Genomic DNA, 15,972 nt, shown 5'->3' with positions numbered 1-15,972 from the left:
CTGTCTCGCTTCGCACCGCCTGCCGGACGCGACGCAAGGCGCACACCCTCCGGGAGGGCAGATGGATTACGACTGGTCAGCGGCGGATTTGGCATTTCGGGACGAGGTGCGCGAGTTTCTGGCGGCGAAGCTGACGCCGGAGTTGCGGCGGGCGGGGCGGCTGGCGACCAGCGTGTATCCGGACCACGAGGCGAGCATGGCGTGGCAGCGGATTCTGCATGAGCGAGGGTGGGCTGCGCCCGCGTGGCCGGTGCAGTACGGCGGGTGCGATTGGAGTTTGACCCAGCACTACATCTTCACCCGGGAGTCGACGCTGGCGGGGGCGCCCGCGTTGTCGCCGATGGGGATCAAGATGGTGGCGCACGCGATCATCGCGTATGGGACGCCGGAGCAGAAGGCGTTCTATCTGCCGCGGATCCTGACCGGCGAAGTCTTTTTCTGCCAGGGTTATTCGGAGCCGGAGGCCGGGTCCGATCTGGCGTCGCTGACCATGGCGGCCGTCGAGGACGGCGACGACCTCGTGTGCACGGGTAGCAAGATCTGGACCACCCATGCGACCGAGGCGAATTGGATCTTCTGCCTCGTGCGAACCTCGCGCACGGGCAAGAAGCAGCAGGGCATCACCTTCCTGCTGATCGATATGCGCACGCCGGGCATCGAGATCCGGCCGCTGGTGATGACCTCCGGCGAACAGGTGCAGAACCAGGTCTTCTTCGACAATGTCCGGGTGCCGAAGAGCAACGTGCTCGGCCGGATCGACGAGGGGTGGACGGTCGCGAAATACCTGCTCGTGCACGAGCGTGGTGGGGCGATGGCGCCGTACCTGCAGGCGATGGCGCAGGAAATCGCGGTCGACGCAGCGGAACAAACCGGCCCGGACGGTAATTCGCTGATCGATGATCCGGCGTTCGCGGCGAAACTCGCCGAGGCGCGGATTCGCACCGAGGTGCTCGAAATCCTGGAGTACCGCACGATTTCGGCGATGTCGCGCGGTGAGAATCCGGGACCGGCCTCCTCGATGCTGAAGATTCTGGCCACCGAGCTGAGTCAGAAATTGACCGAGCTGGCCTTGACCGCCGCCGGTCCGCGCGGCCGGGTGTACCAGCCGCACGCCACCGCGCCCGGCGGGCCGATCGCGGAGTTCACCCCGCCCGCCGACGATTACCGCAGCGGCGCGGAATGGCAGGCCGTCGCGCCGCTGCGCTACTTCAACGACCGGGCAGGCTCGATCTACGCCGGCAGCAACGAAATTCAGCGAAACATCCTCGCCAAAGCAGCATTGGGGCTCTGATGGACTTCACCCTTACCCATGAGCAGGAACTGCTCCGCACCGCGATCGCCGGATTCCTCGGCGCCCGCTACGACCTGGCGAAGAGCCGCCATGCGGCCAAGATGGGCGCGGGCTGGCAGCCCGCCGTGTGGCGCGGATTCGCCGACGAGCTCGGCATTCTGGGCGCGACCCTGCCCGAGCGGGTCGACGGGATGGGCGGCGGCCCGGTCGAATTGATGGTGATCGCCGAGGAACTCGGCCGGGCACTGGTCGTCGAGCCGTTCGTGGACACGGTGGTGATCGGCGCCGGGCTGTTGAACCGGTCCGGCGGCGAGCAAGCCGACGCGTTGTTGCGGCAGATCGTGTCCGGCGACGTGCGCACCGCTTTCGCTGCGCTGGAACCGACTTCGGGCCACACCCTGCACGACGTGTCGACCGCCGCACGGCGCGACGGTGATTCGTGGGTGCTCGACGGCACCAAGACGGTAGTGACCAGCGCGCCGTTGGCGACCCACCTGTTGATCACCGCACGCACCGCGGGCAATCGCCGCGACCAACGCGGTATCTCGTTGTTCCACACCGCATTCGACGCCGACAGCCCACCGGCAGGCGTCGGGGTGCACTCGTACCGGACCATCGATGACCGCGTCGCGGCCGACCTCGTCTTCACCGACTTCCGCCTGCCCGCCGACGCATTGCTCGGCGTCGAGGGCACCGCCTGGGTCGCCATCGAACCGACGGTGGACGAGGCCATCGCCGCCACCGCCGCCGAGGCCGTCGGCTGCCTGCGCAAAGTACTCGCCGACACCCTCGAATACGTCAAGCAGCGCAAGCAGTTCGGCCAGCCCATCGGCAGCTTCCAAGTGCTGCAACACCGCATGGTCGACATGTACATGGAACTCGAGCAAGCCATCGCCGCCGTCTACCTGGCGATCTACTCCCTCGACGCGGACACCCCCACCCGCGCCCGCGCCGTCTCCGCCGCCAAGGTCACCATCGCCCGCGCCGCCCGCTTCATCGGCCAGAACGCCGTCCAACTACACGGCGCCATGGGCATGACCGAAGAACTCGCCATCGGCCACTACTTCAAACGCCTCACCGCCATCGAACACGAATTCGGCCCAAGCGACCACCACCTGGCCAAATACGCAGCCCTGACCCGGCCGTAGTCCTGGCGGACACGCGGCTGTCCCGGGCCTCGGCGTCGAGGTCCGGGACAGCTGCGTCAGCTCAGAGCTTTTGCCATAGGGCGGGGGTGTTCGGGGGTTCCCAGCCGGGGCTCGCGGTGTGTGCTTGGCGGCACAGGTAGCGGGCGCCGTCGTAGGCGACTTCGTTGCCGGCTGCGTAGCTGGTGCCCACGGCCCACTGCCGGCCGGTGGGCGGGGTGGTGGTCGGCGGCACCGTGGTGGTCGGCGGTGTCGTCGTGGTGGTGGTCGGCGGCACCGTGGTGGTGGTCGGGTTCGAGCCACCGCCGATGTTCAGATCGACGCAGGCGTAGAAGGCGTTGGCGGTATCGGCGATGTTCCAGATGGCCAGCATCTTCTGGCGTCCGGAGATGCCGCCGAAATTCACGTTGTGCGTGACAGTTTGGCCCGGCTGCTGATTGTTGCCGGGGAAGACACCGACCCGGGTGCCGCCGATGTAGTACTCCCAGTTGGAGGTGCTGTGCCGCGCGGTGTTCGTCCAGGTGAACGACGCCGACGAACCGACGGAATGCACCTTCCACGGCTTGCTGTCGTCGTTGAGTTCGGCGAACTGGGCGTTGTTGCCGTGGCAGTTGCGCAGGCCTTTCGGTCCTTCGACGCTCTGCGGTTCGTACTTGATCGGACCGCAGGACACGCTGCCTGCCGCGCACTGGGCCTGCCTGCTGGCCGGCGATGAAATGTAGCCGTGCGCGCTGGCTGTTCCGGCCGGGAACAGAACCGCCAACAGGGGTGCGATTGCTACCGCGGCCCCGAACATGGTGAGTCTTCTTTGATTCTTCATGGCGCTCCTCATAGCCTGAGCAGTAGGGGCCGGCGTACTGATCAGTGATCAAATGTGACGTAAACGGGGACATTTCGAGCTCTAATGTGCAAGAAACGATAAGTCGCCCGTGGACGCGGAGCAAGGAACAAGGCGCGCTGTAGCAGCAAGTATGTTGACGTATCGCGGGTTTGAGCGCCGGGATCGATAGCGCCATAAGGGAACTGGTGAACCTGCACAATTCGGCCAGGTTGTCCCCAGTACTTCCCCAGTCGCGCTACACGTAGAAAGTGCGATGCCGCACGCTGGCGCGGATCCGCCCCACCAGCACACCGGCGTGCAATACCCACAGCCCGGTAGGAATTCGCGTGCGCGTCAACGGAATCAGCGGATTGTGCCGCAGCACGATCAGCAGTGCCAGCCAGGTCATCGAGAGTGGCAATCGCCGGCAGCCGAGCGGGCGATGTTTGACGTAGACCTCGGTTGAGGTGCGCCCATAGCCGACCGCCTGGCGCCAAGTGGCGCGCAGTGTCGTGCGCAGCCGGTAGGCGACCATCGCCTCGGGTGCGTGCCCGAGGGTGAGTCCGGCCTGCTGGATGCGCCAGGAGATATCGACGTCGTCGCCGCCGCCGAGCATGGTCTCGTCGTAGCCGCCGAGCTTGTCGAAAGTCTTGCGCCACATGCCGATATTGTTTCCATGGGCGAACGGCAGATACTGCGTGGTGAACCGCTGCTCCGGTTCGGGCGTCGGCCGCCAGGCCGCCACCTCGGAGCTGTTGAGCGTCTCGGTTTCGATCGGGCCGCCGACCGCGTCGTAGTCCGCGGCCGCGTGGACCAGCGCGCTGAGCCATCCGGCGTGCACGCGATCGTCTTGATCGGTGTAGGCGATGAAATCACCCGTCGCCGCGGCGGTCCCCGCGTTGCGGGCGTACGGACCGCCCGGACTCGCGGAACTGTCTATGTGGCGCAAGCGAAGCCGGTCGGTCAGCGGATGCCTGTCGAGGTATGCGCGCAGGCCGTCGGTCGAGCCGTTGTCGCTGATGATCACCTCGAACGGCCCCGAATAATCTTGCTCGGCAAGCCCTTCGAGCTGTTCGCCCAGATCGGGTAGCCCGTTGAACACCGGGATCACCACCGACACCAGCATCGGTCTGTCGGCTTCGGCACCGTTCTCAGACGTCGACACACGCCCCCCCCTTATTTATCAGTCCATGGAAGAACTCCCGATCCCCCAAGATCACCTTCGAGAGGAGCGTAATAGTAGGACGTATTTTTGCAAAGTGGTCGCTTGGTCAAGTTTTGCGGCGTCGGACACAGATCGACCCGGGTCCGACGTGCGGACCCGGGTCGATCGGAAGGCCTATTCAGTTAGGGCGGTCAGTTCTTCCGGCCGGGAGCCTTCGCGCCGGACTTGAAACCGAGGCCACCCGGCTTGGCCGCCGGGGGAGCGGCCGCAGGGGAACCGTTGCCGTTGGCGGGCTGCTCCGACTCCGAAGCCGATTCTGCCCCAGTGGATTCCGCCGCAGGCTCGGCTGCGGGTGCCGGGGCCGACTCCGCCGGAGCCGCGGGTGCGGCCGCCGGAGCACCCGGTGCCTTGGGCCCGGGACGCTTGAAGCCGGACTTCATGGCCAGACCCTTGGCGGGCACCGTCGGCTTGGTTTCGGTGGGCTGCGAAACCGGTTCGGCAGCAGCACTTTCCGAAGCAGCGTCGGTCTCGGCAGAAGCAGCTTCCGCCGAAGCAGGCGCTGCCGGTGCCTTCGTTCCGGGTGCCTTCGCACCCGGCGCTTTAGCACCCGGCGCCTTCGCAACACCCTTCATCCCCAGACCCTTGACGGGCTTGGGAGCGGGCGCCTCAGCCGCGGATTCCGCCGCGGAAGACTCTGCCGCAGGCGCGGATTCGGCGGCCGGAGCCGATGCGGCCTTGGCCCCGGGCGCCTTGGCAGCGCCCTTCATGCCGAGCCCGCCCGGCTTCTTCCCCGGACCCTTCATAGCCAGGCCCTTGACCGGTGCGGCCGGTGCCTCCGGCGTCGACTCCGCTTCGGTTGCCGGGGCTTCCGCCTTGGCTCCAGGCGCCTTGGCAGCGCCCTTCATACCGAGTCCACCCGGCTTCTTCGCCGGACCCTTCATGGCCAGGCCCTTGACCGGTGCCTCCGGCGTCGACTCCGCTTCGGTTGCCGGGGATTCCGCCTTGGCTCCAGGCGCCTTGGCAGCGCCCTTCATGCCGAGCCCACCACCGGGCGCCTTCGCCGGGCCCTTCATCGCAAGTCCACCACCGGCCGGTGCCGCCTTCGCAGCCGCCGGTGTCTCGACCTCCGGCTCCGGCTCAGGCTCGGCGACCTCTTCGACCGCAGGAGCTTTCGGCTGCTGCACGACGGTGAGGTTCTCGGTGAGCTTCGCCGCGTCGACCCGGTCGATGGCGTCCAGCATCAGCTGCGCGACATCGACGACCTCGACTCCTTCACCCGCGCCTTTCTCCTGCGCGGCGGTGACGCCGTCGTTGAGCATGACGCGGCAGAACGGGCAGCCGGTCGCGATCTTGCCGGGCGTGCTGCCCGGGTTCGCAGCGAGAGTGTTCAAGCCCTCGTCGACCCGGTCGACGTTGATCCGCTTACCGAGCTGCTCCTCCATCCACATGCGCGCACCACCGGCGCCACAGCACATGGAACGTTCGCCGTGGCGCGGCATCTCGATCAGCGTGGAGCCCGAGGCTTCCATCAGTTCGCGCGGTGCGTTGTAGACCTTGTTGTGCCTGCCCAGGTAGCAGGGGTCGTGGTAGGTGACGTTCTGCGACACCGAGGCGACCGGGATCAGCTGCTTCTGGCGCACCAGGCGGTTCAGCAGCTGCGTGTGGTGCACCACCTCGTAAGAGCCACCCACCTGCGGGTACTCGTTGTTGAGCGCGTTGAAGCAGTGCGCACAGGTGACGACGATCTTCTTCTTCTTGTCCTCGACACCCTCGAACACCGAGTTCAGCGTCTCGATGTTCTGCGCGGCGAGCTGCTGGAACAGGAACTCATTGCCCGCGCGCCGGGCCGAGTCACCGGTGCAGGTCTCCTCGGCGCCGAGCACCATGAACTTCACGCCTGCGGTGGCGAGCAGCTCGGCGACCGCCTTGGTGGTCTTCTTCGCGCGGTCCTCGTAGGCACCGGCGCAACCCACCCAGAACAGGTAGTCGTAGCCGTCGAAGCTATCGGCGTCCTGCCCGAAAACCGGGATCTGGAAGTCGACCTCGTTGATCCAGTTGAGCCGATCCTTGGAGTTCTGACCCCACGGGTTGCCCTTGTTCTCCAGGTTCTTGAACAGACCGGCGAGCTCGGACGGGAACTCCGACTCGATGAGCACCTGGTAGCGGCGCATGTCGATGATGTGGTCGACGTGCTCGATGTCGACCGGGCACTGCTCGACGCAGGCGCCACAGGTGGTGCACGACCACAGCACCTCGGGGTCGATGATGCCGTTGGCCTCGAGGTCGCCGACCAGTGGACGCTCGGCCTCGGCCTTCGCGGCGTCGGAGATCTTCGCCAGCGCAGCCTCGTTCGGCTTGCCCTCGGCGTCGACCAGGCCGACCTCGTCGCCGCCCATGTCCTTGCGGCCGCCGGCCAGCAGGTAGGGCGCCTTCGCGTTGCCGTGGTCGCGCAGCGACATGATCAGCAGCTTGGGCGAGAGCGGCTTGCCGGTGTTCCAGGCGGGGCACTGCGACTGGCACCGACCGCATTCGGTGCAGGTGGTGAAGTCGAGCCAGCCCTTCCAGGAGAAGTCCTCGATCCGGCCGGCGCCGAAGGTGTCGTTGTCCGGGTCGGCGGTCTCCATGTCGACCGGCTGACCCTTGGACATCATCGGCTTGGCCGCGCCGAGTGCGACGCCGCCGTCGTCTTCACGCTTGAAGTAGATGTTGAAGAAGGCCGAGAACCGGTGCCACGCCACACCCCAGGTGATGTTGCGGCCGACCAGGTAGAGGAAGGCCATGCCGGACATCAGTTTCACGAAGGCGAACAGCGCCACCATGGTGGTGTTCGCGGGCAGCAGCTTGGCCACCTGCATGGTGAAGAAGTCGGTCGCGGGGTTCGCGTGGCCGTAGGCGGCGATCTTGCCCGCCTTCACGAAGATCATGCCGAGGCCCTCGATCAGCACGATCAGCTCGATCACATACGCGGGACCGAACTTCGAGCCGCTGAAGCGGGACAGCCGCTCGGGCAGTCGCGGGTGGTTCAGCTGGCGGATGACGATCAGCGTGCCGATGCCGAGCACCGTGCCGATGCCGAGGATCTCGTCCCACAGGTGGTAGATCGCCCAGTTGCCGATGATCGGCCAGTGGAAGGCGGGGTCGAAGGTCTGACCGTAGGCCTCGAACCACAGGATGGCGCCACCCATGAAGCCGATCATCACCAGCCAGTGCGCCCAGCCGACGGTGCGGAACTTGGCCATCCTGGTGTGCGCGAGGAACTCGATGACCATTTGCTTGAAGCGCGGGAAGAACGGTCGCCAGCGATCCGGTGCGGGCTGTCCGATCATGATGGCGCGGACGATGTCCCGGACGCCGCCGATGAACGACGCCCAACACAAGAGGCTGAGCGTCGCCCCAATCGTGCCCAGCGTCACTGTCAGGGCATTCATGTCGCGACCTTTCTCTAGAGGCAACACGAGCGAGGGCGGTTCGGCACCGCCCGATTGGCTCGTATCCTAACCGGCAGTAAGTTACCCACCGGTAACATATGCTACTTGTCGTACGATCTGCACCTGAGCTATGCCCCCTCTTGCTGGGGCTTGACTCAAAATTTACCTGTGATGAACATCACACAAGGTTTGCCGATACAAGGGCGAGTTCAGGTGATCAACACCGTAAACGTCGAGGCCCCCGGCCTTCTCGGTAAGGACAGGCTTAGTCCTCAAGTCGCGTAATGCATCTCGCTTCTCCGTCGTGCTTGGTTTACGCTCACGACGTTCTGTCTGCTGTGCCTGTCTTCACACTGCTCGGGGAGGATCCGGGGCGACCGCCCGGATTTGATGAAGAGCGCTCTCGCGTGCTGGGGATCGGCTGGTAGGCGACCTGATGATGGATTGGAAACTGAATGAACCTCCGCAGAACCACCGCGGGTGCCGCGTTGGTCATCGGCGCGATGACCATCGGTCTTGGGACCGCGCATGCCGAGCCTGTCGCCGCTGCGGCCGACCCCGGCATCAACTACTCCGTCAAGCTGGTGGACAAGACGATCGTCGCGTCGCTCAAGGGGGGAACCTTCTCGGTCGAAGAGAAGGCAGGCGCTACCGCTGAAGATCCGAAGTCCAGCATCGCCAACGTCCGCGACGACAAGGGCAACACCCTGGTCTCGTTCCCGCTCGAAGTGGACGTCGACGGCAAGCTCGTTCCGGTCAAGACCGAGGTGAAGAACGACGGCGCCGTTCTCGAGGTCACCCCGCAGAAGCCGGAAGGCCTCGTCGTGTCCGCCACGCCGGTCGCCGCCAAGCCGGTTGTCGCGCAGGACATCGCGTCGCCGATCGAAAACCAGCGCGCGCAGAACGAATTCGCCAGCAACTTCGGTATCGCCACCGCGATCGGTGGCTTCGTCGGCACCGCGATCGGCGCCATCATCGGTTGCGTCATCACCCTCCCGGTCGGCTGCATCCCGGGTCTGCTCACCGGCGCGGGTGTCGGTGGCATCCTCGGCACCATCGCCGTCGGCGGTCCGACCCTGATCGCCGCTGGTGTGGAGCTGCTGAACACCATCCAGGCTCCGGACGGCACCACCAAGTGGGCGGACAAGCCGCTTCCGCCGAAGTAGCATCCACTGCTCGAACGGGCCCGTTTCTCCACGGAGAAGCGGGCCCGTTTCGCGTTTCAGGCGGGCAGGTCCAGCGTGCCGTCGAACGACACCGCGCCCCGGCGTCTGCCGAACCGCCCGAAAGATCGCTCCGCCATGACGAACGAGCCGTCCTCACGCACCAGCAGCACGGTGCTCGCCCGGGTGCCGTGCACGCCGTCGGCGATGAACCTGGACGACAGTCGCCGCTCCAGCAGATGCGGCACCCCCGTGTTCGGCAACTCCTCGTCAGCGGCCTTGGCACGATCGGCCAGCACCGCGAAATAGCGGTCCACGGCACCGGGGTCGGACTCCACCACCGACCGCAGCTCGGTCACGCCGCACCGTACTTTGGGCCAGATGGGCTGTGGGGCGGTTAAATCGGGGCTACCGGGACTCAGCCCTGCCGAGCTCACGAACGTACCGTTGGAGAGGCCGTGGAAGCCGGGGAGCAGCTCGCGCGGCGGCGCGGCGCTGCGATTGGAATGCCACCACAGCGATTCCAGGTCGGACACCACCAGGTTGTAACCGTTGTAGTCGTCCGGCGCGGCCGCGACGTCGAGCACGTACTTCTCCGGGCCCGGGAAGTCGCCACTGGGATGGCGTTCCGAGACTCCTCGCAGAAAATCCATCAGCAGCGCGCCGCGGGACCGGGCATCGCCACGCTCGCCCTTCGGGTCACGCACATTCGTCACCGTGGCGAATCGGTTGCGGCCCTTGCCCTCTCGGGTCAACCCGAGCCAGGTGCCCGGCGGGTCGTCCGCGGCCTTGTTCTTCGCGCCCTGATCGCGCCCGGCGAGCAGACCGGGCACCTCCGGCCACCACCGCATGGACTCGGTCGTCCGGGAGTAGAACTCGTCGCGGTTGGCCGCGACGATCAATCGATACTCCGGATGAGCCCGCCACCCGATCAACACCAGACACATGCTGTCCAGAATGCCGCACCGGTGCCCGGCGCAGCACCGCATCGGTGGCGGAAAGGGCCGTGTAAGGCCAGTGGAAACGTGCCCAGGACAGCGAAAAGGCCGACAGCGCAACGCTGTCGGCCTTGACGATGGTGCGGACTAGTTGGTGCGAATCCGCAGCCCGGGGTTGTCCGAGAGCACCACGCTGACCGGCTGTGCGAACAGCTGCGGCGTGTTGCCGGTGAGCGCACCGATCAGGTTGGGGATCTCGCAGATCGGGTAGTCGGCCACCGACGAGGCACTGGAGATGCCGAGGGCCAGCCTGCCGGTGACGATCGGGCCACCGCTGTCGCCGGGCAGCGCGCAGATGTTGGCCGAGAAGGCCTGGGTGAGCTCCCGCTCGCCGACCTGCACGGTCTGGTCGACCGCGTTCACCACGCCGCAGCTGAAGCCGGTCCGCGAACCGGACTTGCAGACCGGGGCGCCGACGACCGGGGTGGCCACGCCGTCGATGCGGATCGACGCGGCGCCGGGCACCCGGACCTCGTTGTTGCCGAAGCGATCTCGCGACTGGTCGGCGATCCGGACGATCGAGTAGTCCTGCGAGCCGAGCACCGACTTCTCGAAGCGACCGAGCTCGTTGCCGAGCCGGTTGCCGTTCAGCTCGTGCACCCGGGCGGCGTTGTCGTTGCCCGCCGACGGGATGTCCGGATTGCAGTGGCCCGCCGTGACATTCACGATGTTGCCGCTGCGGTCGGTGCCGTTGAAGCCGAGCGAGCAGCGCAGCGAGAGCCGTCCGGCGACCGAGGCGTAGCCGTCGCCGCCTGCCAGCGCGCCGTTCGCCGCGCCGGCGATCTCGCTGGCCTCCAGCGTCGCCTGCTCGCCGGCCACCGGCGGGGCCATCACGATGACCCTGGCGGGGTCGATGAAGTTCGGCATCGGCAGGCCCGGCTTGTCGACGCGCACCGCGATGCTGTTGTTGACCGTATCGATCACCACGCCACGCACGAGGGCCGACACCGCCTCGGGCTGTCCGTCGAGCCAGCGCTGGAACGCGGTCTTCTCACCGCGCAGCGCGGACTCGCTCTTGGCCACGTTGCGGACCTCGAAACCCGCTGACTGCGCGGCCGTTCGGGCCTCGTCGGCACCGGGACCCTGGGCCAGCGCGACGACCGCCTTGCCGTTGTCGTCGAGCCACGAACCGGCGAAGACCGCCGGGTACTGCCGCTGGGCGGTGGTGGCGAACGCGGCGACCTGCTGGGCCACGTCGGCGCGGTGCAGGTACTCCTCCGGGGAGATCTTCAGATCGCGGGCGACCGCGGCAACCAGTTCGGCGGGCAGACCAGGGGCCGGATCGGGTTGCGCTGTCGCTACTGCCGCCGTCGGCCCGAACAGCAGTATCGCCGCCGAAGCGGCGATAACTGATTTTCGGACCCGGGTCTGTCGCGCAGCTGATCGGAGAGGACCTATACGTGGCAGGAGCATGCCCAGACTATATGGGCTCCAGCGCGGTATGCCTACTTATAACGACGCTCCGGTTCGTTTGGTGGTCGCTTTTTTTCGGCATACCGATCGTCACCGCGTCTGGGCGTGCCTCACCCGGCGCTGGGCCGGGTCCGCACCGTGATGCCGCTGCCGAGTCCGCCGCCCGAGGAAGCGTCGATATCGGCCAGGATCGGCCGGATCGGGATGCCGAGGCTCGCCGTGCCGCCGTACTGCGCCAGCGCGATATTGGCCTCGTTGCAGTCCGGCGCCTCGGCCGCGTTGGAACCACTGGTGATACCGAGTGCCAGGGTGCCGGAGACGATCGCACCGCCGCTGTCGCCGCCGAGCGTGCAGGCGGAGCTGGCGAAGCCGCGCACGATCTTGCTCTCGCCTTCGGAGGTGTACAGCTGGGTCTCCACCCGATCGGCCACCACGAAGCCACACGTGAAGGTGGACGACTGCCCGGACTTGCACACCGGCGCACCGGTGATCGGGTCGGCGGTGCCGGTGATGGCGATGGTGGTGCCGTTGGCGCCGCGCACCGTCGGCTGATCCATGCCCGCGCGGATCGCGCGGTCGTTCAGCTTGATCACCGAGTAGTCCAGCGCGCTCTGCCCGCCCAGCTTGGCCTGGACGAAGCTGCCCAGCTCCGGGCTGTTCGGGATGTCCTTGACGTTGGGGTAGTAGACGGTGGCCTCTTGGGAGTCCTTGCCGATGTTCGGATCGCAGTGGCCCGCACTGATATTCAGCGCGTTGCCGGCCGCGTCGGTGCTGTTGAAGCCGAACGAGCAGACGTCGACGCCCTTGAGCGAGGCGTCGTGCAGCGAGATCGGCGCGCTGATGTAGGTGTCGCCACCCATCGGCCGCCGCTCGACCGCGCCACCGCTGCCGGGCGAGAGGATGACCTTGATGTTGGCGATCAGGGTCGGCAGGTTCAGCAGGTGGCCCGCCGGGGTGTTGGCGACGTTGAGCACCAGTTGGCTGTTGAGGAAGTCGATGGCGACGGAGTTGATCGCGGTGGAGATCTCGCGGGGCAGGCTGGTGATCCACTGATTCAGTTGCACCAGTGAGCCTTCCAGACCGTCCGCGGACACCGGGGCGAGCCGGGTCTGGTATCCGTCGGCCGCGGCGATCTTGGCGGCGTCGAGCGAGGTGACCGCGACGACGGGCTTGCCGTCGGTGCCGATCCAGGCGCCCGCGTAGGAGTCCGGGCGTTCCGAGCGGAAATCGCGGGCGTAGTCGCGTAACTGCTGGGCGCGGGCCGCACGGTCCAGGTATTCCGTCGGGGTCATCTTCAGGTCGCGCGCGATCGCCTGCACGAGTTCCTGCGGCAGCGCGTCGGCAGTCAGCTGCGCGGGTGTCTCCGGGGCCGCCGCGGCGGTGGTCGTGCAGAGCAAGGGTGCGAGGAAAACGGTCGAAGCGAGGGCGACAGCTTTGACCGTGGCGCGGCGCGCCACCAACTTGCGCATGAAATCCCTTCGTCGGCACGCTCGTGCCAGCTCAATCCGCGGCAACGGCCCTGGAATCCGTTGGCTCACAGTCGTCCTCCAGCAACAGACCGGGTGCCTGTAATTCATCCGACAACACCGGTCAGCGCATCACTTTAAGGCACAAACCGGGGAAGGGCTCTCCTTAATCACCGACTGCCCGGTATCTCCAGGCCGGGGATCGACGGAATCTGCGGTAGGGGCTGGAAAGGCGGTGTGGTGGTGGTCGGTCGCGGCCGGACCGTCGAGCTCGGTGTCGTGGTCGGCGGCTCGGTGGTGGGCGGCGGCGGAGGGGTGGTTTCCGGCGGGGGCGGCGGGGTGGTGGTGATGACCGGCGGCTCGGTGGTCGTCGGCGTCACCGGCACGGTCGGGAAGTTGATCGGCGGTGCGGGCGGCGGCGTCGGGCTCACCGACACCTGATCGGACTTGGCGTCGCGCATCGGCGGCACCGGCGTCTCGCTGTCCTCCCGGAACAGCACCGCCATCGCGAAGCCGCCGAGCACGAGGCCGATCAGCGCCGCGGCACCGATCAGCAGCGGGAGTTGTTTGCGATCCTTCGCCGGCTCGGCCTGCGGCGCGGGTGCGCTCGGCGGCGCGGTCTGCTCGGTGGCCACGGGTTCGGCCATCGGGATGGCCGCCGAGTACGCCTGGGGTGTCGGCTCGGAGGCGGGCACGGCCGGGATGACGACGGTGTCCACCGTCGAATTCTCGGCGTGCGTCGGATCCGGCGGGGTGCTGCCCGCCGGGGTGGAGAGCACCGCGGCCAGCGCGGCGCGGGCGGCGTCATAGGCGAACGTGCTGCCCGTGGTGTCGGTCTCGGCGCCGGGCAGCTCGGCCTCGCTGACCAGCAGCACCGACCGCAGGCCCAGGTAGTCCAGGGCGTCGCGCAGCGCCTGCACGTATTCGCGCGGCCAGTTACCCGGGTGCGTCGCGTAGAACTCGGCCGGACCGTTGAGGTGATCGGCCGTCAGGTTGATCAGGCAGAACAGCGCGGTGGCGACCAGGTCCTCGGCGCGATAGGCCTCGCCGTCGTCGACGGAGATTCCCGCCGGGTCGCCCACGGCCAGCGCGAAGCCGGTGATCGCATGCGCGTTCTCGTCCGGTGGCGGTCCGCCGAGCGTGGCGTCACCGTCGTCGGACATGTACAGCAACGACTCGCGGACGATGAACAACGGTTCCTCGTCGCCGTCGGTGACGATCGCCGCCGTGCAGTTGTCCTCGGCGACGCGCAGGCCCACCCCTGTGGCCATCTCAATACCTCGCTTCGGCGTCCCGGCTGACGAATCCGTACTCGCTGGTCACACCAGCAGGGAGCCATGTCCCATGGCACGGAGCATCGACAATAGCTCCGATCGCGACCGGGCACCGATCCGGCGCCGAATACGGGCGACATGATGCTCCACCGTCTTGGCGGAAATGTACAGGCGGGCGCCGATCTCGCGGCAGGTCAGCCCGAGCAGAACCAGCTCGGCGACTTCCCGTTCGCGTTCACTGAGGATGGCCGTCGGCTCGCCGACGGCCGGGTCGGGGGCGGGCTTGCTGCCCGGCGGCGGCGTCGGGCTGGCCGGCCGGATCGGGTCCTGCGGCCTGGCGTCGGCGCGGACCGTGCGGGCCAGCTTGAGCAGCGCGGTCGCGGTTGGTGCGTCGGCGGCGGCGAGGGCCGCCTCGCTGGCCAGCCGGGCGGCGTCCCAGGTCATGCCGATCTCGCTCAGGCCCGCGACGGCCGCCTCGACCGGCTTGGCCGAGACCTGACCGCGCAGCACCAGCACCCAGGTGCGGCCCGCGTCGGCGAGGATCGCGGCGTGCCGATCGCCCGCTTCGGCCGCGGCCTTGAGCGGCCGGGCATGCGGGAGCAGCTCCTGCGGGCTCTCGTGCAGGATCGCGGCCTGCACGCCGTACCAGTGGAAGGCGTTGGCCCAGGCGGGCGGTTCGTGCAACCGGCGGAGCAGCGCCAGCGCGGAGTCGACCAGGGGCGCGATGCGACCTTCGTCACGCATTCGGATTCCGGCCAGCCACAGTTCGCCGATCGGGAGCAGCGCGAGCAGGTCGGCCTCCACGTCGTCGAACATCAGGTAGGCCGCCTGCCAGGCCTTGGCCAGCGCGGCATGATCGCCGGTACGCCGGGCCAGGCCGACCGTGACACCGTGCGCGAGGAGCCGGTCGCGCACGTCGAGCGAGTCGTGATCGAGCGCGGCGACCGTGGCGGCCGCGGCGCGTTCGTCACCGCTCAGCATGGCTACCCAAGCCGCGAGCACCTCGAGTTGGTGGCAGCGCAGGCCGCTGGCCGTCGCGCGGCGCAGCGCGTCGCCTGCCCGGCGTGGCTCGCCGGTGCCGAGGCAGAGCAGGGTTGCGATGGAAACCGCTGTGCAGGGCAGGAATCGATCGACGCCGGAGTCCGCGTGTGCGGCCTGGACCAGCGCGGAGACCGCCGCGCCCGTGCCGTTCGCGGCCAGCGTTGGCACAGTGCGGCTTTCGTCGGTATCGCCGTGGCCGTTCAGTGAGCCGGCCAGTGCGGTGGCGATCAGCCTGGCGTGGGCGTTGGCCTCGGTCGGCGGCCACTGCGTGGCGGAGCCGGACATCTCCGCGGCGCCGGACCGGTCACCCGCCAGCGAGAGGACGGTCGCCCCGATGGCCCAATCCGCGCCGACGCGCTGCGCGCCCAGCCACGAATACAGTTGCGCCGCACGGGCGACCAGGCCGCGCCGGGTCAGCGCGGCGGCACAGATCCGCACCGCGTCGGCGAGGTCCGCGCCGGATACCTCGGAGCGGGCCAGCACCGGCTCGGCCAGGCGCATGGCCGTCTCGCCGTCGCCGTTGCGGCCCGCCGCATCGGCCCAGCGCAGCGCGATGAGATCGGGGTCGGCGCCGGTCGCGGCGGCCGCCGCGTAGTAGCGCACCGCCTCGCGGCCCGCCTTTTCCGCTGCGGCGGACAGGAATTCGGCCAGTCGCGGGTCGCGGACGCCGGATTCGGCGAGCAGCAGCGCGGTGTGGTCGCGCAGCAGGCCCGCGTCGAGTCGCGCGCCGAGCAGCTTGCGCTGGACCGCGACGAACCGGCGGTCGCC

The 15,972-nt window shown here is 67.9% G+C and carries 11 protein-coding genes; 3 read left to right on the top strand and 8 right to left on the bottom strand.

Translation table 11 applies throughout. The features are described from left to right. The first annotated feature begins 61 nt into the window (after positions 1-61). Both NN4_RS19580 and NN4_RS19575 read left to right on the top strand, forming a co-directional pair. Positions 62-1,291 (top strand): acyl-CoA dehydrogenase family protein, encoded by a 1,230-nt coding sequence (locus tag NN4_RS19580; RefSeq protein WP_147133209.1) that lies wholly within the window; start codon positions 62-64, stop codon positions 1,289-1,291. After that, complete coding sequence (locus NN4_RS19575) at positions 1,291-2,439, top strand: acyl-CoA dehydrogenase family protein (protein WP_147133206.1); 1,149 nt, start codon at positions 1,291-1,293, stop codon at positions 2,437-2,439. Before NN4_RS19580 ends, NN4_RS19575 begins: the two co-directional genes overlap by 1 nt. Positions 2,440-2,500: 61 nt before the next feature. On the opposite strand, the gene NN4_RS19570 is transcribed toward NN4_RS19575, so the two are convergent. From NN4_RS19570 to NN4_RS19560, 3 genes are all read right to left on the bottom strand, one after another. Beyond that, positions 2,501-3,256 carry a lytic polysaccharide monooxygenase gene (locus NN4_RS19570; protein WP_135233886.1) on the bottom strand — a complete coding sequence of 252 codons (756 nt, stop codon included), beginning with the start codon at positions 3,254-3,256 and terminating at the stop codon, positions 2,501-2,503. A gap of 256 nt (positions 3,257-3,512) precedes the next feature. Continuing rightward, a complete protein-coding gene (locus tag NN4_RS19565; RefSeq protein ID WP_246180964.1) occupies positions 3,513-4,421 on the bottom strand; it encodes a glycosyltransferase family 2 protein in 909 nt (302 codons plus the stop codon). 191 nt (positions 4,422-4,612) lie between these two features. Beyond that, a complete protein-coding gene (locus tag NN4_RS19560; protein WP_147133203.1) occupies positions 4,613-7,849 on the bottom strand; it encodes a (Fe-S)-binding protein in 3,237 nt (1,078 codons plus the stop codon). A gap of 455 nt (positions 7,850-8,304) precedes the next feature. Between NN4_RS19560 and NN4_RS19555 the strand changes: the two genes are divergently transcribed. Further along, positions 8,305-9,015, top strand: coding sequence for a DUF8020 domain-containing protein (locus NN4_RS19555; protein WP_147133199.1), 711 nt, complete (start codon positions 8,305-8,307; stop codon positions 9,013-9,015). Positions 9,016-9,071: 56 nt separating this feature from the next. Here the strand turns inward: NN4_RS19555 and NN4_RS19550 are convergent, their stop codons facing one another. The 5 genes from NN4_RS19550 to NN4_RS19530 all read right to left on the bottom strand — a co-directional run. Further along, positions 9,072-9,959, bottom strand: coding sequence for an NRDE family protein (locus NN4_RS19550; RefSeq protein ID WP_147133195.1), 888 nt, complete (start codon positions 9,957-9,959; stop codon positions 9,072-9,074). 138 nt (positions 9,960-10,097) lie between these two features. After that, positions 10,098-11,423, bottom strand: coding sequence for a S1 family peptidase (locus NN4_RS19545; protein WP_147133192.1), 1,326 nt, complete (start codon positions 11,421-11,423; stop codon positions 10,098-10,100). Between the two features lie 110 nt (positions 11,424-11,533). Further along, entirely contained in the window at positions 11,534-12,892 is a 1,359-nt protein-coding gene (locus NN4_RS19540; RefSeq protein ID WP_107653199.1) for a S1 family peptidase, read from the bottom strand. Between the two features lie 167 nt (positions 12,893-13,059). Continuing rightward, a complete protein-coding gene (locus tag NN4_RS19535; protein WP_186818514.1) occupies positions 13,060-14,160 on the bottom strand; it encodes a hypothetical protein in 1,101 nt (366 codons plus the stop codon). A gap of 48 nt (positions 14,161-14,208) precedes the next feature. Then, a partial coding sequence (locus tag NN4_RS19530; protein WP_147133189.1) for a LuxR C-terminal-related transcriptional regulator occupies positions 14,209-15,972 on the bottom strand: 1,764 nt, incomplete at its 5' end.

The sequence above is a fragment of the Nocardia ninae NBRC 108245 genome, from assembly GCF_007990755.1.
GTDB lineage: Bacteria > Actinomycetota > Actinomycetes > Mycobacteriales > Mycobacteriaceae > Nocardia > Nocardia ninae.
This window is presented reverse-complemented; position numbering and strand designations above follow the sequence as displayed.

What these genes read in the sequence shown, in the direction of transcription:
- NN4_RS19580 (WP_147133209.1), top strand. Translation starts at nt 62, where the DNA reads ATGGATTACGACTGGTCAGCGGCGGATTTGGCATTTCGGGACGAGGTG.
- NN4_RS19575 (WP_147133206.1), top strand. Translation starts at nt 1,291, where the DNA reads ATGGACTTCACCCTTACCCATGAGCAGGAACTGCTCCGCACCGCGATC.
- NN4_RS19570 (WP_135233886.1), bottom strand. Translation starts at nt 3,256, where the DNA reads ATGAAGAATCAAAGAAGACTCACCATGTTCGGGGCCGCGGTAGCAATC.
- NN4_RS19560 (WP_147133203.1), bottom strand. Translation starts at nt 7,849, where the DNA reads ATGAATGCCCTGACAGTGACGCTGGGCACGATTGGGGCGACGCTCAGC.
- NN4_RS19555 (WP_147133199.1), top strand. Translation starts at nt 8,305, where the DNA reads ATGAACCTCCGCAGAACCACCGCGGGTGCCGCGTTGGTCATCGGCGCG.
- NN4_RS19550 (WP_147133195.1), bottom strand. Translation starts at nt 9,959, where the DNA reads ATGTGTCTGGTGTTGATCGGGTGGCGGGCTCATCCGGAGTATCGATTG.
- NN4_RS19545 (WP_147133192.1), bottom strand. Translation starts at nt 11,423, where the DNA reads ATGCTCCTGCCACGTATAGGTCCTCTCCGATCAGCTGCGCGACAGACC.
- NN4_RS19540 (WP_107653199.1), bottom strand. Translation starts at nt 12,892, where the DNA reads ATGCGCAAGTTGGTGGCGCGCCGCGCCACGGTCAAAGCTGTCGCCCTC.
- NN4_RS19535 (WP_186818514.1), bottom strand. Translation starts at nt 14,160, where the DNA reads ATGGCCACAGGGGTGGGCCTGCGCGTCGCCGAGGACAACTGCACGGCG.